This is a genomic window from Dactylosporangium sp. CS-033363, assembly GCF_050942475.1.
In the GTDB taxonomy this organism is placed as follows: Bacteria; Actinomycetota; Actinomycetes; order Mycobacteriales; family Micromonosporaceae; genus Dactylosporangium.
In genome coordinates, this window is the sequence record NZ_CP192032.1 from 4,303,935 (window position 1) to 4,329,387 (window position 25,453).

Genomic DNA, 25,453 nt, shown 5'->3' on the forward strand with positions numbered 1-25,453 from the left:
TCAGTCCTCCTGTTGCACGGCCGCCATCGCGGCCGTGGTCGCGGCGCCCGCCGTGCCGAGGTAGACCTCCTGCACCTTCGGATCGGCCTGTACCTCGGCCACCGTGCCGTGCGAGAGCACCTTGCCCTGGTGCAGCACCGTCACCCGGGTGGCGAAGCGGCGCATGAAGTCCATGTCGTGCTCGACGACCAGCACGATGCGCTTCGCCGCGACGCGCTGCAGGAGCTCGCCGGTCGCGGTCCGCTCGTCGTGGCTCATGCCGGCGACCGGTTCGTCGAGCAGCAGTACCCGCGCGTCCTGCACGAGCAGCATCGCGATCTCCAGCCACTGCTTCTGGCCGTGCGACAGGATGCCGGCCGGCGTGGCGAGCTCGCCGGCGAGTCCGGTCTCCTCGAGCGCCTGCTCGATCGACGGGTCGACGCCGCGGCGGGTCCGCAGCAGCGAGGACCAGTGCCGGTGGCGCCCGGCGGCGATGTCGAGATTCTGCAGCACCGTGAGCTCGTTGAAGACGCTCGCGGTCTGGAACGTGCGGCCGACGCCGAGCCGGACGATCTTGTGCACCGGTTTGCCGAGCAGCTCCTGCTCGCCGAGCCGGGCCGACCCGGTGGCCGCGGAGAGCCCGGTGATGGCGTCGATGCAGGTGGTCTTGCCGGCGCCGTTCGGGCCGATGAGGAACCGGACCTCGCCCGGGTGCGCGTCGAAGGAGACGCCGCCGACCGCGACGAAGCCCGAGAACTCGACGCGCAGGTCCGTGACGACGAGCGAAGCGCCGGTCATGACGTCGCCTCCTCGAGCTGCCGGGCGGCGGTGGCCGGTGCGGGCTCCGCACCGGGTTTGCGGCGCGCCGCGGTGAACCTGGCGGGCAACGACGACAGTCCTTTCGGCAGGAAGAGGATGACGACGATGAACAGCAGGCCGAGGATGTAGGTCCAGCCGTCGGGCCAGGTGGAGCCGAGGCTTGACTGTCCCCAGCCGACCGCCATCGCGCCGAGCGCGGGGCCGAAGAGCGAGGCCCGCCCGCCGAACGCGACGCCCGCGATCATGAGGATCGAGGCGGCCGCGCCGATCTCGGCCGGCGTGATGATGCCGACGATGGGCACGAACATCGCCCCGCCGATGCTGGCCATCAGCGCGGCGCCGATGAAGGCGGCGAGCTTGACGTTGGCCGGGTCGTAGCCGAGGAAGCGCACGCGCTCCTCGGCGTCGCGGGTGGCGACGAGCAGCTCCCCGAAGCGGCTGCGGTACAGCTGCCACACCACGAGCAGGCACACGACGAGCAGCCCGGCCGTGATGAGGTACACCATGTTGCGGTTCGCCGGGTCGTTCAGCACGAAACCGAAGAAGTACTTGAAGTCGCTGAGCCCGGTGTCGCCGCCGGTCTCGCGGATCGTGGAGCTGATCAGGGTGGCGAGCGCGACGGCGAGCGCCTGGGTCAGGATCGCGAAGTACGCGCCCTTCACGCGGCGCTTGAACAGCGCGTAGCCGAGGATGCCGGCCACGACCACCGGGAGCAGCACGATCGCCAGCAGGGTGAACACCGTGCTGCGGAACGGCTCCCAGAACGCCGGCAGCGGCGCGAGCGGGTCGTAGAGCACCATGAACCCCGGGACCCCGTCACCGGCGGTCTCCAGCGTGAGGTGCATGGCCATCGCGTACGCACCGAGGGCGAAGAACACCCCCTGCCCCATCACGAGCATCCCGCCCCGGCCCCAGGCCAGGCCGATGCCGACGGCGGCCATCGCCCAGCAGCAGTACTTGCCGAGGTTGCCGAGCCAGTGATCGGTGAGCACGGCCGGGGCGACCGCGAGGAGCAGGACGGCGAACACCCCGATGCCGAGCAGGGAGAGCCATGGCTTCAGCTTGGTCATACCAGACTCCTGGTCCGCACCGTGAACAGTCCCTGCGGGCGCACCTGCAGGAAGACGATCACGAGGATGAAGGCGAGCACCTGCGCGAGGCTGCCGGTCGTCCAGTAGGCGAAGCACGACAGCCCGACGCCCACCGCCCACGCGGCGACGATGGTGCCCTTGAGCTGGCCGATGCCGCCGGCGGCGACCACGAGGAAGGCCGGGATGATGTACTGCGCACCCATCGTCGAGTTCGTGCCGCCGACGAGCGACGCGGCGACGCCGGCGACCCCGGCCAGCCCCGAGCCGACGAAGAAGGTCAGGCGGTCGACGGTACGGGTGGAGATGCCCGTGGTCTCGGCGAGGTCCCGGTTCTGCACGGTCGCCCGGATGCGGCGGCCGAACGAGGAGTACTTGAGCCAGGCCGCCAGCGCCGCGACGCAGACGGCCGCGAGCAGGATCGTGAACACCTGCCGCAGCGGCCAGTCGTAGCCGAGGACGGTCAGCTGCCCGTCGAGCCAGCCCGGCTTCTCCACCGGCACGCCCTGGGACGGGAAGATCTGCAGCGCCGCCTGTTGCAGGATCAGGCCGACGCCGACCGTGACGAGCAGCGTGTCGAGGGGCCGGCGGTACATCCATTGAATGATGCTGACCTCCAGCAGGAGGCCGAACAGCCCGGCGACGGCGAACGCGACCGGCAGCGCGAGCGGGATCGACAGACCACTGGCGCCGATGACCTGCTGGACGAGGTAGGCGGTGAAGGCGCCGATCATGAGGAACTCGCCGTGGGCCATGTTGATCACGCCCATCTGCCCGAACGTGAGCGAGAGGCCGAGCGCGGCGAGCAGGAGCAGCGCACCCTGGGCGCTGCCGTTCAGCAGTGGTGGGATCAGTGCGTCCACGTGCTCTCGCTCTCTTTGCTGAGGAGGGAGCGGGGTTGCACGCAACCCCGCTCCAGAGGGTTGAGCGATCAGCCCGCGGCCTTGACGAGCTGGTCGCGGACGTTGGCCGGGAACCAGTCGTAGCCGTTGAGGAACGGGTCGGGCTTGATGAACTTGTCAGAGGACCAGACGATGTCGAACTGCTTGCTGGCGTTGATCTGGCCGATGTGACCCGGCTTCGAGATGTGGTGGTTCTCGCCGTCGAGCGTCACGGTGCCCTCCGGCGCGGCGAACGTGATGGTGTTCTTCTTCGCCGCGGCGTTGACCGCGTTGACGTCGAACGAGCCGGCCGCCTCGACGAGGGCCTTGTACAGGTACAGCGAGATGTAGGCGGCCTCCATCGGGTCGGACGTGACGCCGCTGCTCTTGGGGTAGGCCTTCCAGCTCTCGATGAACTTCGGGTTGGTGTCGGTCTTGAGCGACTGGAAGTAGTTCCAGGACGCGTAGTGGCCGGTGACCTCGTGCCCCATGGCCGGCGCCTCCTCCTCGGCGATCGACACCGAGATGATCGGCGTCGTCGCCGCGGTGAGGCCGGCGTCGTAGTAGGCCTTGATGAAGCCGACGTTCGACGAGCCGTTGATGGTGTTGAAGATGAAGTCGGGCTTGGCCGCCTTGATCTTCGCCACCTGGGTCGTCCAGTCGTCCTTGTCGAGCGGCACGTACTCCTCACCGACGATCTCGATGCCGAGCTTGGCCGCGTAGAGCTTGATGATCGCGTTCGCGGTGCGCGGGAAGACGTAGTCGCTGCCGGCGAGGAACAGCCGCTTCACCCCCTTGGAGGCGAGGAAGTCCATCGCCGGGATGATCTGCTGGTTGGTGGTCGCACCGGTGTAGTAGATGTTCGGCGACGCCTCGAGGCCCTCGTACTGCACCGGGTAGAAGAAGAGGCCGTTGTTCTTCTCCACGACCGGCTTGACGGCCTTGCGCGAGGACGAGGTCCAGCCGCCGAAGATCGCGCCGACGCAGTCCTGGGTCAGCAGCTTCTCGGTCTTCTCCGCGAAGGTCGGCCAGTCCGTGGCGCCGTCCTCCTGGACGTACTGGATCTTCTTGCCGAGGATGCCGCCACCCGCGTTGATCTCGTCCGCGGCCATGTGCAGCACGTTCGAGACGGTCTTCTCGGAGATCGCCATGCCGCCGGTGAGGGAGTTGAGGAAGCCGAGCTTGATGGTGCCGCCGGAGGTGTCGACGCAACTGGGTCCGGCCGACTTGCCGCTGGCGGACGCTTCGTCGCCGGCGCGCGCGCCACAGCCGGCGAGCACGAGGGCCACGGTCGTCGCGAGGGCGCCCGTGGCGACAAGCGTGCGCAACCGCTTGCTGGGGGTGGACATATGCGGGAACTCCGTTCCTGGTCGAGGAGGCGTGCTGCCGGGGTCCGCAGCCGGCTGCTGCAGGTGAGAGCAGATTGGTCCCATGTCATTGCTCTGACATTTCTCGACCGTTCCAACTATGTAACCGGCATCCCGCAAAGCTGCGTCGGCCTCGGAATTCCACGGAATATCGCGTCCCGGCGATGTCAGAGTTCTGCCGCGCCCAGGAGCGGGGGGCGCAGGGTGGCATACTTCTGACATCCGAACGGCAGACGAGTGCGCCGGCGCAACAGTGAACTGTTGCGCCGGCGCGACGGCATCAGCATCCGGTCAGGTTCTGCGGCGCCACAGCTGCGACCGCCGGCCCGTGGCGGCGAGCATCAGGCCGATGACGAACAGGCCCAGCCCGATCTCGGCCAGCGTCGACGTGGCGTTGCCGGTCACGGGCAGGGCGCCGCCGGTGCTGGGCTGAGCCGGGGCAGTGGCCGGGGACGATGCCGCGGCAACGTTCAATGCCAGGCCCAGGTAGCGCGGATTGCCCGAGGCGTCGAAGCCGGACGCGGTCACCGTGTGCGTGCCCGCGGCCAGATCCGCCGGCATGGCCAGGGTCACGGAGAAGGTGCCGTCCATCTGGACGAGGGCCGTTCCGAGCACCGCCGGCGTCGAGTACAGCACGACGGTCACCGTGGAGCCGGGAGCGAAGTTGTGCCCGCTGAACGTGACGTCCTGCGAAGCGGTCACGGTGGCGCCGCTGCTGCCCGCCGAGCTGACGATCTCGCCCGCCAGCGCCGGTACGGTCGCCGGCACCGCCGGGTCCGCGGTCTGGGTGTAGACGAACTTCATCGACGACGTCGCCGGTCCGCCCGGCGTGGTCACGGTGACGTCGACCGAGCCGGTCGGCCCGGACGGCGCCACGGCCGTCACCTGGGTGTCGCTGTTGACCGTGAACGACGCCGCGGCCACCCCGCCGAACGTCACCGCGGTCGCCCCGGTCAGGTGGGTCCCCGTGATCACGATCGAGGTGCCGGCCGTGTTCGCCGGCCCCACGAGCGGCGTCAACCCGGTCACCGTCGGCGCCGGCGGTACGACCGTGAACGACACCGGCGCCGAAACCACCGAGACATTCCCCGCCGCGTCGGATTGTTTGACGGTCATCGAGTAGGACCCGTTGTCCAGCGGCGTCGAGGGACCGCACGACCACGACCCGCCAGAACCGACGGCACTGGTACAGGTTGTCGCCGCGACCGACGGCGCAGGCCCGACGATCGACGCCGTGACCGTGGCGCCGTGCTCGCCGCCGCTGCCGCTCACCGTCACGGCGTCGTTGGCCAGCACCCCGCCGGCCGATGGCGCCGAAACCGTGGGCGTCACCGGTGCTTCGGAGTCGACCGTGAACGCGACCGGCGCCGAAATCCCTGACGCGTTGGTCGCCGCGTCAGTTTGTTGCACGCTGATGGAATAGGACCCGTCGGCCAGCGGCGACGAAGGACTGCACGACCACGACCCGCCAGAACCGACGCCGCTGGTACAGGTTGTTGCCGTTGAAGCCGGCGCCGGCCCGACGATCGACGCCGTGACCGTCGCGCCGTGCTCGCCGCCGCCACCGCTCACCGTCACGGCGCCGCTGGTCAGCATCGCGCCTGCCGACGGCGCGGAAACCGTGGGTACCGCCGGTGCTTCGGAGTCGATCGAGAACGCGATCGATGCCGAGGTCGCCGACGTCTTGTTCGCCGCGTCGGTCTGGTGCACCGTCATCGAGTACGACCCGTCAGCCAGCGGCGACGAGGGACCGCACGACCACGACCCGCCAGAGCCGACGCCGCTGGTACAGGTCGTTGCCGTGACGGCCGGCGAGGGTCCGACGATGGAGGCCGTGACGGTGGCGCCGTCCTTGCCGCCGCTGCCGCTGACCGTCACGGCGCCGCTGGTCAGCACCGCACCGGCCGACGGCGCCGAAACCGTGGGTACCGCCGGTGCCGCGTTGACGGTGAAGGCGACCGGCGCCGAGTCGTCCGCGGCATCGTCCACCGCATTGCGCTGCGCGACGGTCACCGAGTACGCCCCGTTGGCCAGCGGCGACGAAGGCGTGCACGACCACGACCCGCTCGAACCGACGCTGCTGTCGGTGCACGTCGTCACCGTCGTCGCCGGAGCCGGCCCCACGATCGATGCCGTCACCGTCGCGCCCTCGGTGCCGCCGGTGCCGGTCACCGTGACCGCATCAGTCGTCAGCACCGCATTGGCGGCCGGAGCGGAAATCGTCGGAGGGGACAGCGAGCAGTAGCTCGCCCCGTCCGTGACCGAGGCGCCGGCGCACGTCAGCGCCGGTGTTCCGGACCCGGCCCCGGGAAGCGCCTCGGCGATGAAGCGCAGGCCGTTGATGCCCGTCTGCTGGACCCCGGTCAGGATGTTCACGCTGACACTCGCGCCGGCCGCCAGCGGCTGCGCGAGCGCGACCGACAGGCTCGAGTTGAAGCCGCCACCGTTCGGCTGGGACGCTGGTTGCTCGAGGGTGGTGGCGACGACCGGCACGTCCGCACTGGCTCCACCGCATGCCGTGCGGTCGACGGTGACCGTGCCGCCCGAAGAGGTTCGGGGCCGCAGATCGGCGACGCCGCTGGGAGCCGGGAACGTGCGGACGTCGGCGATCCGAAGGCGGAGCCGGGTGACCGGCGTGCCGGTGGTGTTCTTGATGGTCCGCCGGTACGTGATGGTGCCGAAGGTCGAGTTGTTCGGCGGGTCGGAGGTGAAGTCGCGGACCGCATTCGGTTCGGCGCTCTCGGAAACGCAGTCGTTGAGGAGGCTCACGGCGAGACCGCCGCCGGACACCGGCGACGCCAGGTTTTCCGGCCCTGGGGCGCCGAGCCGCTGGCCCGCCCCGGCCGAGGTGCCGTTGGTGTCGACGAACACGAAATCCGCCGCGTTGTTGCCGGTGTCCTTCGGCACGCCCGGGGTGGGGGTGCTGATCACGTTCTGGCCGGCGATGGTGTCGGTGGAAAGGCTGCGATAGAAGCTGTAGTCAATGCTGAACGGGGTCAGCGCCGGATAGCCGCTGCCCTCCTTGTACAGGGTGTTCGCCTCGCTCGTGCTGCCGACCGCGTCCAGCCGGTTGGCGAGCGTGTAACTCGCGCCGCCGGTGTTGTTGTCGAACAGCGCGATACCCGCGTTGTCCGGGATGTCCGTGGTGTAGGTGGCGTCACCGGTCGCGGTCGTTCCGCTGCCGCTGGGGTAGTTCGCCAGCGAATAGCCGACGCTGTTGACGCACAGGTAATGCCCGCGGCCGGGGATCACGGTTCCGTTGGGGATGGTGCACCGGGTCGTGCCGTCGGAGGCGGCGATGCCGTACCCGGTGCCGCTCGTCGCGGCGACGGTGTGCGGCGAGCCGGAGATGTTGGCGATCTCGATGAACTCGTCGTTCGCGGCGTTCGGCCCGCGAACCCGGAACTCCGAGATGACCAGTGGCGCCGGATCACCGGCGGCGCCGGCGGGTGACGCCAGCACCACAGGGAAGGTCCCGGCGACCAACGCGACCGCGGCAACGGCGGACCGCGTCGTGCGAGGCAAGGCCGGGAGGGTGATCTTCATGGGGCAAATAGTGCAGGAATACGAACTTTCTGTCTCAAAAACGCAAAAATTGGGACAGCTTCGCGCCGGTCACATCGGTGCGGAGTCCTGGCGGGCGCGCGGTGTCGTGCGGCGCCGGCCCGTGTCTGGCTGAGGACCTGCGTCAGGAGACGCCGGCCAGCGCGGTCTTGAAGACGTCGATCGCCGCCCGGACCGCCTCCCGGTCGGGTGCGTCGAGCACGTCCGGGTCCCGGGAGTAGGCGAATCGCATGACCGCGCTCGCGAGGAGCAGCAGGGCGCGCGCGGAGTCGGCGGCCTGCGTCGAGTCGGCGTCGCGGCGGGAGAAGTGGTCGACGAGCACGCCCTCGACCAGACGTTCGGCGGCCGCGGTGTGCTGCTGCAGTCGCATCCGAAGCTCGGGGAACCGCCCGAACAGGTCCCGCAGTTCGGCGGCCTCGATCCGGCCGACCTCCCGGGTGGTTCTGACGATCGCGCTGATGAGCCGGATGGTGCGGGTGAACTGGTCGATCCCGGACTCGTCGTCGAAGAACTCGGCGAGCGCCGATTCGGGCACGACCGGCGCCGTGGTGCCGAGGATCGCGTCCTCCTTCGACGCGTAGTAGTTGAAGAAGGTGCGCCGGGAGACGCCGGCGCGTTGCGTGATCGCGTCGACGGTCGCACCGGCGAGGCCGCTCTCGTGGACGAGCGCGATCGCGGCCTCGTGCAGGAGCTGCAGAATCTCGCGGCGCTGCCGTTCCCGGAGCGTGAGGGTAGCCTGCATAGGTGCATGATATGCACTCAGTGCATCGATCGCCGAATCGAATCCGGGCCCGATGGATGATCACCTGCGATCGGTGAGGTCCATCGGCGCGAGCCGGCCCTCTGCCAGGGAATCCGCCAGGGATTCCGCCGGGATCTCGCGCTCCACGCTCGTGGCGAGCCGCTGCTCGGTGACGAACGTCAGCACGATCACCGCGGCGACGGCGAGCGGCACCAGGAAGAGGAAGATCGGCAGGAGGGCCTCGTTGTACGACGCCACGATCGGTGTGCGGATCGCCGCCGGCAGGTGGTCGACGGCCGCCGGGGTGAGGGAGTTCGCGCTGCCGCCGGCGTTCGTACCGCCGAGGCCGGAGAGCTTCTCCGTCAGCAGGTCGCTCAGGCGCGCCGCGAAGACCGAGCCGACGATCGCGGCGCCGACCGTGGCGCCGACCTGCCGGAAGTAGTTGTTCGCGGCGGTCGCCGTGCCGACGATGGCGGCCGGGAACGAGTTCTGCACGATCAGCGTCAGGAGCTGCTGGGCCAGGCCGATACCGATGCCCATGACGGCGAGGTACGTGCACATGACCCAGGTGGCGGTGTCTACCCGCAGCGTCGACAGCAGGACGAGACCGGCCCCCATCACCGCCGCACCGGCGATCGGGAAGAGCTTGTACCGCCCGGTGCGGGACACGACCTGGCCGGAGCCGATGGACGCGACGAGCAGGCCGCCCATCATCGGAATCATCAGCAGACCGGCGACCGTGGCGTCCACACCGGTGACCATCTGGATGTACGTCGGCATGTAGCTGATGACGCCGAACATCTCCACCCCGATGAGCAGGGCGGCGATCGTGGCGAGGGTGAAGTTGCGGTCCTTGAAGAACGACATGGGGATCACCGGGTCGGCGGCGCGGGTCTCGGCCAGCACGAACAGCCCGCCGAGCACGACGGCGGCGGCGATGAGCGCGAGAATCTGCGGCGAGGTCCAGTCGTAGGTGCGCCCGCCCCAGGTGCCGATGAGCACGACGACGGTCGTCGCCGCGGCGACGAGGGCCATGCCGGGGTAGTCGATCCGGAGGCGCCCGGCCCGGGGCGGCTTCGGAATCTTCAGGAACAGCGCGGCCGCCAGCACGGCGAGCACGGCGAGCGGGACGTTGACCCAGAACACCCAGCGCCAGCCGGGTCCTTCGGTGAGCCAGCCGCCGAGCAGCGGGCCGGCGACGGAGGACACCGCGAAGACCGCGCCCATGATGCCCATGTACTTGCCGCGGTCGCGGGCCGGCACCACGTCGGCGATGGCCGCCTGCGAGAGGATCATCAGCCCGCCGCCGCCGAGGCCCTGGACCGTGCGGCCGGCGATCAGCCACTCGATGTTCCCGGCAAGCGCGCCCATGACCGAGCCGCCGGCGAAGAGGACGATCGCCGCGATGAGCACGGGCCGGCGGCCGAGGAGGTCGCTGATCTTGCCGTACACCGGCATCATGATCGTGCTCGCCAGGATGTAGGCGGTGATCACCCAGGTCATGTGGTCGACGCCGTTGAGCTCGCCGACGATCGTCGGCAGGGCCGTGGACAGCACCGTCTGGTTGAGCGAGGCCAGCAGCATCGTCAGCAGGAGCCCCCCGAACAGCAGGGCCACGTTCTTCGGCCGGACCGGGGACGAGTACGCGTGTATGGTTTGCACTAGTGCACCATATACCCTGATGCACCAAACGCGAATGCCGGCCGGTCCGGGGCTGCCGTATGGTCGATGGCTGTGGAGCTGCTCGAACGGGCCGCCGCGCTGGGCGAGCTCGACGCCGCGCTGGCCGGGGGCGGCGTCGTGCTGCTCGCCGGCGAGGCCGGCGCCGGCAAGTCCGCGTTGGTCAGGCAGTTCCGCCGGCAGCGGTCGGCGCAGGCCGACTTCCTGGTCGGCTCGTGCGATCCGCTGCTGACCCCGCGGGCCCTCGGCCCGGTCCACGACATCGCCCAGGAGGCCGGCGGCCGCCTGCGCGACGCGCTGGCCACGGATCGGCGCGAGACCATCTTCGCGGCGCTGCTCGCCCACCTGGCGGCGGCGCGGCGGCAGGTCCTGGTCGTCGAGGACGCGCACTGGGCCGACGAGGCCACATTGGACCTGCTCGTATTCCTCGGGCGGCGGATGGAGCAGACACCGGCGCTGCTGCTCGTGACCTACCGCGACGACGAGCTGGGCGCCGACCACCCGCTGCGCACCGTCATCGGACGGCTGCCGGCGGAGGTCGTCCGGCGGGTCCGGCTGGAGCCGCTGTCGGAGGCCGCGGTGGCGGAGCTGGCGCGGCGGGCCGGGCGGCCCGCAACCGGCCTGCGGGCCCTCACCGGCGGCAATCCACTGCTGCTGACCGAGGTGCTGGCCGCTACGGACGCCGAGGTCCCGGCCACCGTCCGGGATCTCGTGCTGGCCCGGCTGGCGGGACTGCCGCGGCCGGCCCGGGAGGCCGTGCGGCTGATCTCCGTGGTGCCGAACCGGGCCGAGCTCTGGCTGCTGGGCCCGGCGGCCCCGGACGTCGAGGTGGGGATGGCGTCCGGGCTGCTGGTGATGGACGACGAGCGGATCGGGTTCCGGCACGAGCTGCTGCGGCGGGCCGTCGAGGGATCGCTGTCGGTGCCGGAGCGGCACCGGCTCAACCGGCAGGTGCTGGCCACGCTGGCGGGCCGGCCGGTCGACGCCGCCCGCCTGGCCCACCACGCGCGCGAGGCGGGCGACGTCGACGCGGTGCTGCGCTACGCACCCGAGGCGGCCCGGCAGGCGGCGGCGGTGGCGGCCCACCGGGAGGCCGTCGCGCAGTACCAGGCGGCGCTCGCCCACGCCGACCGGCTCCCCGCCGCGGCCAGCGCCGGCCTGCTCGAGGACTACTCCATCGAGGCGTACCTCGCGGGCCTCGCCGACGACGCGGTCGCGGCCCGCCGCTCCGCCGTGACCCTGCGGGAGGCGGCCGGCGACCGGGAGCGGCTCGGCGAGGGCCTGCGCTGGCTGTCCCGCCTGCACTGGTGGGCCGGCAGCCGGCAGGAGGCCGAGTCGGCCGCGGACCGGGCCGTCGCTGTGCTGGCCGCACTGCCGGCCGGGCGGCAGCTCGCCCTGGCGTACAGCAACCGCTCCCAGCTGGACATGCTCGCCGGGCGGCTCGAGGCGGCCCTGCACTGGGCCGGGCAGGCGCTGGCCCTGGCCCGCGAGCTCGGCGACGCCGAGGCATCGACGCACGCGCTGACGAACATCGGCTCGGCCCGCCTGCAGGCGGACGACAAGGGTGGCCGGGCCGAGCTCGAGGAGGCGTTCGAGCTGGCCGTCGCGGCGGGCCTGGAGGACCACGCGGCCCGGGCGATCGGCAACCTCGCGACGATCGGCGCGGAGATGCGCCACCACGACCGCGCCCGGCAGGACCTCGACCGGGCCCTCGCGTTCGTCCGGGACCATGAGCTGGCCGGCTGGGTCCAGCACGTGCTCGGGCACCGGGCCCGCTTCCGCCTGGACCTGGGCGACTGGGCCGGCGCCGAGCAGGACGCCCGGGCCGCGCTGGCCGAGCGGGTGTCCGGCGGCGGGCGGGTCGTCGACGCCCTGGTGCCGCTGGGACTGGTGCAGGCCCGCCGGGGCGACCCGGCCGCCGGAGCCACGCTGCACGACGCGACCGGACGCGCCTTCGCCACCGGCGAGCTGCAGTGGATCGCGCCGGTCGCGGCCGCGCGGGCCGAACACGCCTGGCTCGGCGGCGACGACGCCCGCGCCGTCGAGGAGGTCGCGGCCGTGTACCCGATGGCCGAGGCGGCCCGGCACCCGTACTTCGGCGGCGAGCTCGCCCTCTGGTCGCGCCTGGCCGGCGGGCCGCCGCTCGCCCCGGCGGTGATGCCGGCGCCGCACCGGCTCCTGCTGGCCGGGGACTGGCGCGGCGCCGCCGATGCCTGGCACGGGCTCGGCTGGCCCTACCACCGGGCCCTGGCGCTGCTGTCCGGCGACGACGACGCCCGGCTGCGGGCGCTGGCCCTGCTCGACGGCCTGGGTGCGCGCCAGACCGCCCTGCGGCTGCGCCGGGACCTGCGCCGCCGGGGCACGCTGCGCATCCCGGCCGGGCCGACGCGGGCCACCGCCGCCAACCCGGCCGGTCTGAGCAACCGCCAGCTGGAGGTGCTCCGGCTGCTGGTCGAGGGCCTGACCGACGCCGAGATCGCGGCCCGGCTGTGCCTGTCGCCCAAGACCGTCGGCCATCACGTCTCCGCGCTGCTGCAGAAACTCGGGGCCGGCACGCGGCACCAGGCCGCCGCCGCGGCCCGCGGGCTCGGCGTGACCCCGGCGGGAAATGGGGAGCCGGAACCCGGGAACTAGGGAACCACTCCCGATCCGCCCGCACCGGCCGGTTCATAGCGTTGCGCCCATGGACACCACCATCATCAAACAGCGTCAGCAGACCGCCTGGGCGTCCGGCGACTACGCCGCCGTCGGGGCCCGATTCCCGCTCACCGCCGAACTGCTCTGCGAGGCGGCCGACCTGCGCGCCGGCGAGCGCGTGCTGGACGTCGCCTGCGGCAGCGGCAACGCGGCCATCGCCGCCGCCCGCCGGTTCTGCCAGGTCACCGGCGTCGACTACGTACCGTCCCTGCTCGAACGCGCCCGCCTGCGCGCCGCCGCCGAGGGGCTCGCGGCGACGTTCCAGGAGGCCGACGCCGAGGACCTGCCCTTCCCCGACGGCTCCTTCGACGCCGTGCTGTCGACCTGCGGCGCGATGTTCGCCCCCGACCAGCAGCAGACGGCCCGCGAACTGCTGCGGGTGTGCCGTCCCGGCGGCCGCGTCGCGATGGTGAACTGGACCCCGGACAGCTACGTCGGCGCGCTCTTCCGGACCATCGGCCGGCACGTCCCGCCGCCGCCGGGTCTGCGGCCGCCGGTCGAGTGGGGCGACGAGGCGCGCCTGCGCGAGCTGTTCGGCCCGCACGTCACCATCGAGGCGCCCCGGCGCTCCTTCCACTGGCGCTTCCTGTCCGCCGAGCACCAGGCGGACTTCTTCGCCGACTGCTACGGCCCGGCCAACCGGGCCCTCGCCACGCTCGACGCAGCCGGCGCGGCCCAGCTGCGGCGCGAGATGGCGGAGACGGTCAAGGAGTACGACGTCTCCGACGACGCGACGCTGGTGCTGCGCATGGACTACCTCGAGGCCGTCGTCCGCAAGCCGGGTGCGCGATGAACGTGAAAGTGGCCGCAGTTCAGACCGCGCCGGTCTTTCTCGACCTCGCGGCGAGCCTCGACAAGGCGGCTGCCCTCGTGGCCGAGGCGGCGGGTCAGGGCGCGCGGCTCGTGGCCTTCCCCGAAGCGTTCCTGCCCGCGTGGCCGGCGTGGGTCGACGAGGTGCTGCCCGGCGAGGACGCCGCCTGGTACGTGCGCCTGCTCGAGCAGTCGGTGGTCGTCCCGGGCCCGGTCACCGACCGTCTCGGCCGGATGGCCCGCGACGCCGGGGTCCACCTCGTCATCGGCGTCAACGAGCGGGAGGAGCACGGCGGCACCGTCTACAACACCACCGTCTACATCGGACCCGACGGCCGCCTCCTCGGCAAGCACCGCAAGCTCGTGCCGACCCACGCGGAGCGCCTGGTGTGGGGCATGGGCGACGGCTCGGACCTGCAGGTGCACCAGACGGCGATCGGCCGGATCGGCGGCCTGATCTGCTGGGAGAACTTCATGCCGCTGGCCCGCTTCGCCGTCTACGCGCAGGGCGTCGAGGTGTGGATCGCGCCGACCCTGGCCACCCACGAGCCGTGGGTGGCGGCGATGCGGCACATCGCCCGGGAGGGTGCGTGTCACGTCATCGGGGTCGCCCCGGCGGCGCGCTTCTCCGAGGTCCCGGCCGGCATCCCCGACCGCGACCGGCTGTGGCGGGACACGCCGGAGCGCGGCGACTGGATGCTCGACGGCTACTCGGTGATCGTCGACCCCAGCGGCACGGTGCTCGCGGGCCCCCTCGTCCGCGAGGAGGGCATCCTGTACGCGGAGCTGGACCTGGACGCCGCCCGCGCGCGCCGGCGGCTGTTCGACCCGGTCGGGCACTACAACCGCCCGGACATCTTCCGGCTCGTCGTGGACGACCGGCCGAAGCCGCACGTCGTCTCCCGCACGCAGGCCGCCCGGCCCGCTCGTGTCAGTTCTTGACAAAACTGTACGGGAGCGGCCACCCTCACAATCAAACGCTATCGAACATGTTCGATCAAGGCCTCCCATCGTTCCGCCAGACGTGAAGGAGAGCTCCATGCACCATGCCCGTCGCGGACTCGTCGCCCTCGCGGCGACGAGTCTGCTGGCCACCGCCCTCATCGGCAGCACCGCCGGACCCGCCGCGGCCGCCACCACCACGATCAACGTCAACGGCGGCATCGCCGGGCGCACGTTCGACGGCGTCGGCGCGATCAGCGGCGGGGGCGGCAACTCGCGCCTGCTCGTCGACTACCCCGAACCGCAGCGCAGCCAGATCCTCGACTACCTGTTCAAGCCCGGGTACGGAGCGGCCGTACAGCTGCTGAAGCTTGAAATCGGCGGCGACGCCAACTCGACCGACGGCTCCGAGCCCAGCCACGAACACGTCCGCGGCGACATCAACTGCGACGCCGGCTACGAGTTCTGGCTCGGCGAGCAGGCCCTGGCCCGCAACCCCGGCATCCGCATCGTCGCCCTGCCGTGGGCCGCACCGGGCTGGATCGGCGGCGGCAACTTCTGGTCCCAGGACATGATCGACTACGACATCGCGTGGCTCAACTGCGCGAAGGGCCACGGCATCACCGTCAACTACCTCGGCGGCTGGAACGAGCGCGGCCACGACAGCGGCTGGTACAAGAACCTGCGCACCGGCCTCACCAACGCGGGCTTCGGCGCGGTGCAGATCGTCGGCGACGACAGCGGCTGGGGGATGGCCGACGAGTTCGCCGCCGACCCGGCGCTGAAGAACGCGGTCGGGGTCCTCGGCAACCACTACGTCTGCGGGTACCTGTCGCAGGCCGACTCCTGCAGCACGACAGCCAACGCCCGCAGCAGCGGCAAACCGTTGTGGGCCAGCGAGTTCGGCTCCCAGGACGACATGTCGGGCGTGGTGCCGTTCATCCGCACGCTCAACCGCGGCTACCTCGACGCGGAGATCTCCGGCTACATGAACTGGCCGCTCATCGCCGCCATCACGCCGAACCTGCCCTACGCCACCGTCGGCCTCATGGACGCGGGCTCGCCGTGGTCGGGCGCCTACCGGGTCGGGAAGAACCTGTGGGCCAGCGCGCACTACACGCAGTTCACGCAGCCCGGCTGGAAGTACCTCAACTCCTCGGCCAGCGGCTACCTCGGCGGCAACCGGGCCAACGGCAGCTACGTGTCGCTGAAGTCGACGAACAACACCGACTACAGCACGGTGTACGAGACCAGCGGCACCACCGCCCCGCAGACGATCAACGTCACCGTCTCCGGCGGGCTCAGCACCGGCACGGTACACGTGTGGTCGACCGACATGGGCTCCGCGAACCCCGCCGACTGGTTCGTCCGGCAGGCCGACATCACCCCGTCCGGCGGCGCCTACAGCCTGACCCTGCAACCGAACCGCATCTACACGCTGAGCACGACCAGCGGGCAGGGCAAGGGCACCGCGGCCGGCCCCGCGGCACACGGCCTGGCGCTGCCGTACGCCGACACCTTCGACGGCTACGCCGTGCGCAAACTGCCGAAGTACACCGAGGACATGCAGGGCTCGTTCGAGACCCGCGCCTGCGCGGCCGGCCGGTCCGGCACCTGCCTGCAGCAGGTCGCGCCGCAACGGCCGATCAACTGGCAGGACGACAGCGACGCCTTCACGCTTTTCGGTGACCCCGGCTGGACCAACTACACCGTCAGCCTCGACGTGAACCTGCAGCAGGCCGGCACGGTCACCCTGCTCGGCCGGGCGAACATCCAGAACCGGCCGCAGAACCGGCAGGCCGCCTACCAGCTGCGGGTGTCCAACACCGGCGCGTGGTCGATCGTGCGGCACAGCAACACCAACACGGACACCACCCTGGCCTCCGGCACCCGCGCCGCGCTCGGCCTCAACACCTGGCACACCCTCAAACTCGGCTTCTCCGGCGGGCAGATCACGGCGGCGATCGACGGCACCACCGTCGGTACGGCCAACGACTTCACCTACGGCAGCGGCCAGGCCGGCGTCGGCGTTGTGGGCTACCAGACCGACCAGTTCGACAACCTCAGCGTGACCGCCAACGCCGGCCCCACGCTGAGCGTCCTGCGCGGCGTCGGCTCCGGCCGGTGCGCCGACGTCCCCGCCCTGTCGCAGACCAACGGCACCCAGCTCGCCCTGTGGGACTGCAACGGCGGCGCCAACCAGACCTTCACCTCCACTGCATCCAAACAGCTGCAGGTGTACGGCACGAAGTGCCTCGACGTGAACGGCGCGTCGACCGCCGACGGCGCCGCGGTGCAGATCTGGGACTGCAACGGCGGGACGAACCAGCAGTGGAACGTCAACCCCGACGGCACCGTCGTCGGCGTCGGCTCCGGCAAGTGCCTCGACGCGACGGGCGCCGGCACCGCCAACGGCACCCTCCTCGAAATCTGGACCTGCAACGGCGGCGACAACCAGAAGTGGGCGCGCTCATGAGAATCCCGACCCTCGCGGCGGCCCTGCTGCTGCTCCCGGCCACCGCGGTGTTCGCGTTCGCGGGCACCGCCGCCGCGGCCACCACGTGGACGGTCACCGGCCCGTCCGCGGGCACCACCGCCGCGCAGATCAGCCTGGACAACGGCACCCTCACCTTCGCAATATCCAACGGCGGGCAGACGGTGCTGTCACCCTCGCCGATCGGCATCGCCACCACCGCCGCCGACCTGACCCGCAACCTGACGTTCACGGCGCGCACGGACCGGACCGTCACCGAGGCGTACACCATGGCGACCGGCAAGCAGCGCGCCCGCAGCACCACCTACAACGAGTCGACGCTGTCCTTCACCGGCACCGGCGGCGCCCGCCTCGACGTGGTCGTGCGGGCGTCGAACACCGGCGCCGCCTACCGGTACGTGCTGCCGGGCAGCGGCGCGGTGACGATCAGCCGCGAGGCGTCGTCGTGGACCGTGCCGTCCACCTCGAACGCGTGGCTGGCCCCGCCGCAGGCCGAGGACCAGGGCCGCTGGATCCAGACCACCGCCGGCGGCGCGCCGACCGGCAACAATTACAGGATCCCGGCCCTATTTGAGGCCGGTGGCCGCTTCGCGCTCGTCGCCGAAACCGACCTCGACGGCCGCTACGCCGCCTCGTACCTCACGCATGCCGCGGGCTCAGGGACGTACAATCTCGCCTTGGCCGGTGGCATTTCCGGCACGCTGCCGCTGAGCACGCCGTGGCGCACCGCCGCCGTCGGCGACCTGGCCACCGTGACCACCTCGACGATCGTCGACGACCTCGCGGCACCGTCCAAAGTGGCCGACACCTCGTGGGTGAAGCCGGGCACCGTCGCCTGGTCGTGGCTGACCGAGCACGCGAGCCCGTCGGACGAGGGCCGGCAGCGCCAGTACGTCGACTTCGCCGCCCGCAACGGCTGGAGCTCCGTGCTCATCGACGAGGGCTGGTCCTCCAGCTGGGTGCCGTCCGTCGTGACGTACGCGAAGTCCAAGGGCGTCGGCGTCATCCTCTGGTTCAACTCCGCCGACCTGAAGACGTCCGCGCAGCGGGAGAACTGGCTGCCGCTCATCAAGGGCTGGGGCGTGGCCGGGGTCAAGGTCGACTTCATCTACGAGGACACCCAGCCGACGCTGCAGTGGTACGACGCCATCCTGGCCCGCACCGCCCAGCTGCAGCTGATGGTGAACTTCCACGGCGCCGCCACCCCGCGCGGCCTGCAGCGCACCTGGCCGCACGTCATGACGGCCGAGGCGGTGTTCGGCGCCGAACAGTACCTGCGGGCCGACTTCAACACCATCCTGCCGTTCACCCGCAACGCGATCGCGAGCATGGACTTCACGCCGGTCGTGTTCAGCCTGGCCAACCGCGACACCACGGACGGCCACGAACTGGGCACCTCGATCGTGTTCGAGTCCGGCTGGCAGCACCTGGCCGACAACCCACAGAGCTACGACGCCCACCCCGAGGCGCTGCGGATCCTCGACCAGCTGCCGACCGCCTGGGACGAGACCCGGCTGCTCGGCGGGCGCCCGGGCCAGGAGGCGTACCTCGCCCGCCGCAGCGGCACCCGCTGGTTCATCGGCGGCATCTCGGCGCTGAACGCGAAGACCTTCACCACGCCGCTGTCGTTCCTCGGCGGCGGGCAGTACCTGGCCGAGACCGTCCGCGACGGCACCTCGGGCCTGGTGCGCGAGACGCGGGTGGTCACGAACGCGGACACCCTCAGCGTCGCCGAGGCGACCCGCGGCGGTTTCGCGACGGTGGTGTGCCCCTACAGCGCCGGCATGAGCACGTGCGGTACCAGACCGGTGTCCTTCTCCTTGCGCGGCACCCAATCCGGCCGCTGCGCCGACGTCCCCGGCGCGGTGCAGACCAGCGGCACGCAACTGGCGCTGTGGGACTGCAACGGCGGCGCCAACCAGGCCTTCACACTGAGCGCGTCGAAACAGCTGCAGCTGTACGGCGGGACGAAGTGCCTCGATGTCGCCGGCGCCGGCGCGCAGAGTGGGGCCGCCGTCCAGATCTGGGACTGCAACGGCCAGACCAACCAGCAGTGGAACGTCAACGCCGACGGCACCGTGGTCGGCGTCGGCTCGGGCAAGTGCCTCGACGCGACGGCGAACGGCACCGCCAACGGCACCCTGCTGGAGATCTGGTCGTGCAACGGCGGCAGCAACCAGCGGTGGAACCACGCCTGATCCGGCACTCGCGGCGGGCCGGGCGATCGCCGCCCGGCCCGCCGCTTGACTTCCCGGACGGCGCGCACGATTCTCACGGGCAGTCCAGGGAGGGACGCCATTGTGAGCCAGCAACCCCAGCCGCTGCAGTATCCGCACTACCCGCAGTACTCCCGCCGGCCCGACTTTCCCCCGCCGCCGCCCGCGGGCTATCCGGACGCTCCGGCCTACCCGGTCGCTCCGGGCAATCCCGGGTATCCGCCGCCCCCGGGCCATCCGGTCGTTCCGGGCAATCCCGGGTATCCGCCGCCCCCGGGCCATCCGGTCGCGCCTGCGGTTCCGGGATACGGGACTTTTCACGGATATCCGCCGCCTCGCCCCGAACCGCGGACGAACCAGGCCGCCATCGTCGCCGTCATCTTCGGGGCCATCGGCTTCATCCTGATCAGCGTCGTCTTCGCCATCGTGGCCCTCAGGCAGATCGCGAGCGGGGGGCAGAAGGGCAAGAAGCTCGCCTACACCGCGCTCGGCCTGTCCGCCTTCTGGGCGCTCGTGTTCGGCGGCCTCTTCATCGCGGTCCTGCAGAGCGGGGCCGACCGCGGCCCCGGCGGGGCGATCGTGGAGGCCGGGGACGTCTCCATCGACGAGCTGCGCGCCGGGGACTGCATCGACAAACTGCCGTGGCCCGCGAACGCCCTGTCCGTCACCGGGATGCCGTGCAGCCAGGAGCACGGATGGGAGGTCTTCGCGACCTTCGACGTCGCCGACAGCGACTCGTACCCGGGCGAGGACGCGGTGGGGAAGCTCGCCGAGAACGGGTGCAACGAGCGGCTCGCGGGCTTCTCGGCCAAGGCCATCGACGACGACAAGGTCGAGCTCTACGGCCTCTACCCCAGCCGCGCCACGTGGCGGGAGCACGACGACCGCAAAGTCACCTGTCTGATCGGCAGCGACACCGCCCGGTTCACCGGCACCCTGGGCTCATGAACCGGCTCGTCGTCAGGCCGGATGGGGCGGGAGGTCGCCGGGCGTCGCGGCGAAGGTGAGGACGACGGCGTCGTCGGGCGGCTGAAGGTCGCCCGACCAGTCGTACTGGTCGGCGGGGGCGATGGTCGCGCAGGCCTGGTCGACCCAGTTCAGCACGCCGCGGATGGGGCGGCAGCCGGTGTAGAGGTGGTCGTCGGCGCCGAGGGTCATCGGCCAGCCTTTGGCCCGCAGCTGCTGGGCGAGCTGTTCGGTCACGGCGTCGGCCGGGCCGGAGATCAGGATCTGCTCGGTGCAGACGCCGGTGCCGGTCTCGCAGTCGGTGCCGACCCGGCGGGCGGGCGGGGCGGCCAGGGGCGGGAAGTCGGCGCGGTCGATGCCGATGTCCCCGCCGTTGCCGGGGCGCACGCCGCCCGGGCCGCCGGCGATGACGGCGCCGAGACAGGCCAGGACGACCGCGGCGCCACCGGCGGCGGCGAGCAGCTTCGGCCGTTTGTCGGCCGGGGCCCGCACGATCCGTACGGCGAACGCGGCGACCCAGCCGGCGAGGGCCGCACCCAGGAACGGGAACACCCAGTCGGTCTGCGGCGGCCGGAGCGAGCCGGGCCGGTGCTCCGAGACGAGCACGAGCGCGACGAGCGCGGCCAGCAGCAGCGCGGTGATCGGGACCCCGGAGCGCCAGCCGGGTGCCAGGGCCGTGGCGACGAGGACCGCGGCGGCCAGCAGGACGCCGACGAGGATCGTCGTCAGCGGCACGGGATTCGTGGTGACGGCCAACCAGCCGGTGACGGCGAGGACGGGGACCGCGGCAACGAGGCGCCAGCGGGCGGCGAGACGAGACATGACACCAACCGTTGTGCAGTGGGGGTAGCGCGGGCTGGGTCAGGTTAGTGTGCCGCCGGGGAGGGTCGGCGGCGGGGCGGCCGTCCGGCCACCTCGCTCACGGGTGCGGCATCCGGTTGAAGAACACGTAGACGGTGGCGCCGCAGATGGTGACGAGCAGCAGGAGCAGGAACACGAAGGCGATCGCGTAGGCGGCGAACTTGGCCTTTCCCGGCGGCGGGTCGTTCAGTCCGGGGTACTGCTTCGGGGTCTTCGGGACCTTGGCCCCGCCTCCGAAGCGGCGGATGTAGTCGGCCTGGTCCTTGCGATGCTGCTCGTTCTGGCGGCGGGTCTGTTCCTCCAGCCGGCTCCAATGATCGGTCATGGTCGTCCCTTCCGGTCTCGATGCGTGCGGTCTCAGCGGCGTTCGGGGCGCTGGCGGTCGTCGCGGCGGCGTTCCGGCGGTTCCGGGCGCGGCGGTTCCGTGCGTTGTTGCTGCTGCTGGCGGATGCGGTCGCGCTGCGCCTGGAGGACGGCGGTGCGGGCCTGTTGCAGGTCGCGGTCGCGGAAGCGTTTCTGGGCGGCCGCCGCGGTGTCGGCGACCCGGCGGAGGGAGACGGCGGCCAGGAACGCCGGCGCCGCCACGCGCGGGTCGCGGGTCGCGGCGCCGGCGGCCACGGCGTAGGAGAGGTACTCGCCGGCCCGGGCGGTGTCGGAGGCGCGGCCGGCGGCGAAGGCGGCGAGGCGGTACCGGCGCATCAGGGCACCATCCGATCGAGGTAGCCGGCGCCGACCTCGAGCAGACCGGCCAGCGCCGGCCAGACGGCGCCCGGGTCGAGGTGGGCCGCCTGCGTGGCGTCGGCGAGGCTGACCGTGCCGTCGCTCAGGGCCCAGAACAGGTACGTCGCCGGGTCGACGCGCACCAGCGGGCGGCCGGTGGCGTCGCCGATGCCGAGCAGGCCGTCGGCGGACTGTTCGTCGTAGCCGCCGCCGAGGCCGGTGGTCACGAGGCGGTGGGCGGCGGCGAACGCGGTGTCGGGCTCGGCGAGCAGGCCGGCGGCGAACAGTCCCTCGACGGCCGTGCCCGGGCTGGAGACGCCGTCGGCGCGGGCCTGGTCGAGCAGTTCGCCGGCGGTGGGGTGGAAGCGGCTCTGCCACCACAGGTCGTACTCGGCGGGGGAGACAGCGATGACCTCGCCGCCGAGGCGGATGCAGTACTCGGGCTCGTCGGCCGGGGTCCAGATGCCGAGGCCGAAGCCGACAGGGAGCAGCACCGGGTCGGTCATGGTGTGCTCCCCGTGGTGCCGGTGTCGTTGAGGGCGCCGACGCCGTACGAGCAGAGCAGGAACAGCGTGAAGACGATGCCGACGCCGAGGGCGATCTTCGGCAGCAGCTCCGATCCGCCGAACTGGCGGGCCCGGCGCAGGGCGAGGACGGCCACCACGATCGAGATGATCGGGCAGCAGCAGTTGGCCGCGAAGGAGACCACCGACATGATGAGCACGCTGTTGTCGGCCGGTGCCGCGATCGGTGTCGACGGCTGGGGAGCGCTGTAGGTCGGCGATGGGCTGCTGTAGGAGCCAGTGCTGTAGGAGCCAGTGCTGTAGGAGCCAGTGCTGTAGGACTGCGACGTGCTGTAGGACTGCGACGTGCTGGTGGACCGCGACGTGCTGAACGAACCCGTGCTGTTCCGCTCGGCGTCGAGGCGGCACCACGGGCACCACGTCAGGTGGCCCGGGTAGCTGTGCGCGCGGTTGACCTGGCACCGGGTCAGCGTCCGGCGCACCCCGTCCAGCGCGGTACGCCACTCCGCGGCCGTCGGCCGGGTCCGCGGGTTGCGGGCGCCCTCCGCGAACGCCCGCCGGAACAGCAGCTGCAGCTCGGCCGGCAGCAGCGCGGTGTCCGGGGTGCGGGTCGGGGCGGTGAGCGTCGGGTCGCCCGAGGCGAAGTACAGGCCGCGGTGGGCCAGCTCGCGCGGGGACGGCTTCTCGCCCACGCCGTGCCAGACGCCGGCGAACGGGTGCTTGCCCTCCATGAGGAGCATGAAGATGAGCACGGCGAGCGCGTACCCGTCCGACTGCGTCGTGCGCGGCAGCTTGAACGAGGTCACCTCGGGCGCCTGGTACTCCGGCTTGCCGACCAGGCTCAGGAACGGCGCGCCGTTGGCCGACGGGACCTGCAACGAGTCGCAGTCGATGACGGTGACCAGGGCCCGGTCGTCGACGAGGACGTTGCTCTCGTTGAAGTCGCCGATGACGTAGCCGGCCTCGTGCAGGGCGGCCGTCACGCCGGCGAGGTTCATCGCGGTCTGCAGCAGCCGCTCCCAGTCCTCGAAGGCGCCGAGCCAGTCCGGGTCGCGGTTGGGGCTGCGCCGGTCGGACGGGTTGACGATCTGGTGCAGCTCGACGCTGCGGGAGCGGTCCAGCAGCGGCATGACGAAGCCGCGGAACTCGCCGGCGTGGGTCACCACGATGTCGGTCGGCCAGGCGATGGTGGCGTGCCCGAGGTTCGCCGTGGGGTCCCGCGGCGGGTTGACGACCATGGTGGTGAGCTTCGCGAACCGTTCCGGGCCGCGCTCGTTGAGCACCTTCGGCCGGTACCACTTCAGGGCGGTTCCGTCGGCGAGCTCGTAGACCCAGCCCTCGCCGCCGGACGCGATGAAGCGGGTCGCGTGGATGCGTCCGCCGCCGGCCCGCCGGGTCGCGTTGACCTCGGCGAGCGAGGGGTGGTCAGCGGCCATCGGGCACCGCGCGGACCGCCGCGATCAGGCTCTTGTCGTCGCCGGTACGGTCGTCGACCTCGCCGAGGAAGCGCCGCAGATGCTCCTCCGTGGCGCCGGCGGCGATCTGCTCGAACACGTCGGCGAAGAACGGCTCGTAGGGCCGCCCGCCGGCGTGCGTGATGAGCAGCCGCAGGCCGTCGCTGGACAGGGCGAACGCGTCGACGTCGGACCCGGGCCGCGAGGTGATCTCGATCTCCGGCAGCGCCGGGCCGGTGGTGAGGAACGTCGACTCGTTCGCGTACTCCCCGCGCAACGGCGGCGCCGCGATGTCCAGCCCGGCGGCGGTGCGGGCCACGACCACGCCGTCGCCGATCTGCCCGGCGTGCACCCCGTCCGGCCCGGCCACCAGGACGGCGAGGGTGCAGGCCAGGTCGCGGGGTGGCCGGTCGTGCTCCGCGGCCGCGCGCAGGACCGCGAACCGGGCGGCGCGCAGCAGGACCTGCACGAGCCGCGGCCCGCCGGGCCGGCCCCGGCCGCCGAGGTGCTCGAACGCGGTGACGACGGCCTGCACGGCGGCGGCCGCCCCGATCTCGCTGGCGGCCGCGCTGCCGGCGCCGTCGGCCAGCGCCGCGACGATTCCCGGCGGCCCCTGCCACCACGCGACGGCGTCCTGGCACGGCAGCCCGGAACGAAGATGGGAGGTGCCGGCGGCCGTGCCTCCGACCACCGTCCACACCCGGTCCACTCCGGCGGCCGCGCCGTGGGTCGCGGTGGACGCCGCACCGTCGGTCGCGCCGGCAAAAGCGCCGTCGGTCGCGCCGGCAAAAGCGCCGTCGGTCGCGCCGGCAGAAGCGTCGGCAAGAGCGCCGTCGGTAGCGTCGGCAGAAGCGCCGGCAAGAGCGCCGTCGGTAGCGTCGGCAGATGCGCCGGCAAAAGCCCCGGCAGGAGCGCCGGCAACAGCGTCGGCAGAAGCGCCGTCGGTCACGCCGAGCGCCACTCGTCGGTGGGCGGCAGGGCGACCTGGACGGACTGCTCCAGCCCGGCGTCGCTGCTGACCTGCGTGTTGCTCACCGACACCTGGGCCATGCTGACCGACAGCCACTCGAAGAACTTCGCGAACGACTTGACGTCGCGCATCGCCGCGGCCGGCCGGGCCGTGCTCAGCGTCGACAGGAAGGCCATGTCCGCCTCGTCGCCGACGCCGATCGGGAACACCGTGATGGCCTTGCGCGCCTGGGCCGCCCGCAGCGCGTCGACCGCCTGCCGGATCGTGGAGTCGCTGTCGGTCGGCGTGCCGTCGGACATGATGACCATCCACGGCCGGAAGTACTCCAGGCCGTTCTGCTTGTACGCGTTCTTCTGCTGCTCGATCTCGCTGAGGCCGAGCAGGATGGCCTCGGCCAGCGGGGTCGCCCCGCCCGCGGTCAGCATCGGGGCCTGGAAGTGCTGCGCCTCCTGGAACTCCGACACGCGCTGGGCGCGGCCGCCGAAGGTGACGACGCAGACCTCGGCCCGCTTGCGCGCGAGGGTGTTCTCCTTGATGTCGTCGGCGAACACCTGCAGGCCGGCGTTGAGCTCGGCGATCGGGCGGCCGCCCATCGAGGCCGAGGTGTCGAGCAGCAGCGCGCACGCGGCGCGCGGCTCGGGGTTGTCCGGGTTCACCCGAGGTTCGAACATGCGTGGCT

20 protein-coding genes are annotated in these 25,453 nt (G+C 71.8%); 6 read left to right on the forward strand and 14 right to left on the reverse strand.

Annotated features, from left to right (window positions below):
• The 7 genes from urtD to ACQPZ4_RS19905 all read right to left on the reverse strand — a co-directional run bounded on the left by urtD (position 1) and on the right by ACQPZ4_RS19905 (position 10,102).
• Complete coding sequence (urtD, locus tag ACQPZ4_RS19875) at positions 1-777, reverse strand: urea ABC transporter ATP-binding protein UrtD (RefSeq protein ID WP_433063099.1); 777 nt, start codon at positions 775-777, stop codon at positions 1-3.
• Positions 774-1,868, reverse strand: coding sequence for an urea ABC transporter permease subunit UrtC (gene urtC / locus ACQPZ4_RS19880; RefSeq protein WP_433063102.1), 1,095 nt, complete (start codon positions 1,866-1,868; stop codon positions 774-776). The genes urtD and urtC overlap by 4 nt, the downstream gene beginning before the upstream one ends.
• Positions 1,865-2,749 carry an urea ABC transporter permease subunit UrtB gene (gene urtB, locus ACQPZ4_RS19885; RefSeq protein ID WP_433063105.1) on the reverse strand — a complete coding sequence of 295 codons (885 nt, stop codon included), beginning with the start codon at positions 2,747-2,749 and terminating at the stop codon, positions 1,865-1,867. The genes urtC and urtB overlap by 4 nt, the downstream gene beginning before the upstream one ends.
• Before the next feature lie 68 nt (positions 2,750-2,817).
• Positions 2,818-4,116, reverse strand: coding sequence for an urea ABC transporter substrate-binding protein (gene urtA, locus ACQPZ4_RS19890; protein ID WP_433063108.1), 1,299 nt, complete (start codon positions 4,114-4,116; stop codon positions 2,818-2,820).
• Positions 4,117-4,425: 309 nt separating this feature from the next.
• Positions 4,426-7,680, reverse strand: coding sequence for an Ig-like domain-containing protein (locus tag ACQPZ4_RS19895; RefSeq protein ID WP_433063111.1), 3,255 nt, complete (start codon positions 7,678-7,680; stop codon positions 4,426-4,428).
• A gap of 142 nt (positions 7,681-7,822) precedes the next feature.
• Positions 7,823-8,440: a TetR/AcrR family transcriptional regulator gene (locus tag ACQPZ4_RS19900; RefSeq protein WP_433063114.1), complete on the reverse strand. Its 618-nt coding sequence runs from the start codon at positions 8,438-8,440 to the stop codon at positions 7,823-7,825.
• 60 nt (positions 8,441-8,500) lie between these two features.
• Entirely contained in the window at positions 8,501-10,102 is a 1,602-nt protein-coding gene (locus ACQPZ4_RS19905) for an MDR family MFS transporter (protein ID WP_433063116.1), read from the reverse strand.
• A gap of 66 nt (positions 10,103-10,168) precedes the next feature.
• Between ACQPZ4_RS19905 and ACQPZ4_RS19910 the strand changes: the two genes are divergently transcribed.
• The 6 genes from ACQPZ4_RS19910 to ACQPZ4_RS19935 all read left to right on the forward strand — a co-directional run bounded on the left by ACQPZ4_RS19910 (position 10,169) and on the right by ACQPZ4_RS19935 (position 20,227).
• Complete coding sequence (locus tag ACQPZ4_RS19910) at positions 10,169-12,754, forward strand: ATP-binding protein (RefSeq protein ID WP_433063118.1); 2,586 nt, start codon at positions 10,169-10,171, stop codon at positions 12,752-12,754.
• 49 nt (positions 12,755-12,803) lie between these two features.
• A complete protein-coding gene (locus ACQPZ4_RS19915; protein WP_433063121.1) occupies positions 12,804-13,610 on the forward strand; it encodes a class I SAM-dependent methyltransferase in 807 nt (268 codons plus the stop codon).
• A gap of 8 nt (positions 13,611-13,618) precedes the next feature.
• Positions 13,619-14,569: a carbon-nitrogen hydrolase family protein gene (locus ACQPZ4_RS19920; RefSeq protein WP_433063123.1), complete on the forward strand. Its 951-nt coding sequence runs from the start codon at positions 13,619-13,621 to the stop codon at positions 14,567-14,569.
• 97 nt (positions 14,570-14,666) lie between these two features.
• Entirely contained in the window at positions 14,667-17,045 is a 2,379-nt protein-coding gene (locus ACQPZ4_RS19925; RefSeq protein ID WP_433063126.1) for a ricin-type beta-trefoil lectin domain protein, read from the forward strand.
• On the forward strand, positions 17,042-19,261 hold the full coding sequence (locus ACQPZ4_RS19930) for a glycoside hydrolase family 97 catalytic domain-containing protein (RefSeq protein WP_433063128.1): 2,220 nt from the start codon (positions 17,042-17,044) through the stop codon (positions 19,259-19,261). Before ACQPZ4_RS19925 ends, ACQPZ4_RS19930 begins: the two co-directional genes overlap by 4 nt.
• A gap of 102 nt (positions 19,262-19,363) precedes the next feature.
• On the forward strand, positions 19,364-20,227 hold the full coding sequence (locus ACQPZ4_RS19935; protein WP_433063131.1) for a septum formation family protein: 864 nt from the start codon (positions 19,364-19,366) through the stop codon (positions 20,225-20,227).
• Positions 20,228-20,239: 12 nt separating this feature from the next.
• On the opposite strand, the gene ACQPZ4_RS19940 is transcribed toward ACQPZ4_RS19935, so the two are convergent.
• The 7 genes from ACQPZ4_RS19940 to ACQPZ4_RS19970 all read right to left on the reverse strand — a co-directional run bounded on the left by ACQPZ4_RS19940 (position 20,240) and on the right by ACQPZ4_RS19970 (position 25,445).
• Positions 20,240-21,067 (reverse strand): hypothetical protein, encoded by an 828-nt coding sequence (locus ACQPZ4_RS19940; protein WP_433063133.1) that lies wholly within the window; start codon positions 21,065-21,067, stop codon positions 20,240-20,242.
• Positions 21,068-21,164: 97 nt separating this feature from the next.
• Positions 21,165-21,431, reverse strand: a complete 267-nt coding sequence (locus ACQPZ4_RS19945; RefSeq protein ID WP_433063136.1) for a hypothetical protein — start codon at positions 21,429-21,431, stop codon at positions 21,165-21,167.
• Between the two features lie 32 nt (positions 21,432-21,463).
• Positions 21,464-21,805: a hypothetical protein gene (locus ACQPZ4_RS19950; RefSeq protein ID WP_433063139.1), complete on the reverse strand. Its 342-nt coding sequence runs from the start codon at positions 21,803-21,805 to the stop codon at positions 21,464-21,466.
• Positions 21,805-22,332 carry a hypothetical protein gene (locus tag ACQPZ4_RS19955; RefSeq protein WP_433063141.1) on the reverse strand — a complete coding sequence of 176 codons (528 nt, stop codon included), beginning with the start codon at positions 22,330-22,332 and terminating at the stop codon, positions 21,805-21,807. The genes ACQPZ4_RS19950 and ACQPZ4_RS19955 overlap by 1 nt, the downstream gene beginning before the upstream one ends.
• Positions 22,329-23,786, reverse strand: coding sequence for a hypothetical protein (locus ACQPZ4_RS19960; RefSeq protein WP_433063144.1), 1,458 nt, complete (start codon positions 23,784-23,786; stop codon positions 22,329-22,331). The genes ACQPZ4_RS19955 and ACQPZ4_RS19960 overlap by 4 nt, the downstream gene beginning before the upstream one ends.
• Positions 23,776-24,753, reverse strand: coding sequence for a PP2C family serine/threonine-protein phosphatase (locus tag ACQPZ4_RS19965; RefSeq protein WP_433063147.1), 978 nt, complete (start codon positions 24,751-24,753; stop codon positions 23,776-23,778). The genes ACQPZ4_RS19960 and ACQPZ4_RS19965 overlap by 11 nt, the downstream gene beginning before the upstream one ends.
• Entirely contained in the window at positions 24,750-25,445 is a 696-nt protein-coding gene (locus ACQPZ4_RS19970; RefSeq protein WP_433063149.1) for a vWA domain-containing protein, read from the reverse strand. Before ACQPZ4_RS19970 ends, ACQPZ4_RS19965 begins: the two co-directional genes overlap by 4 nt.
• Between the last annotated feature and the right edge of the window lie 8 nt (positions 25,446-25,453).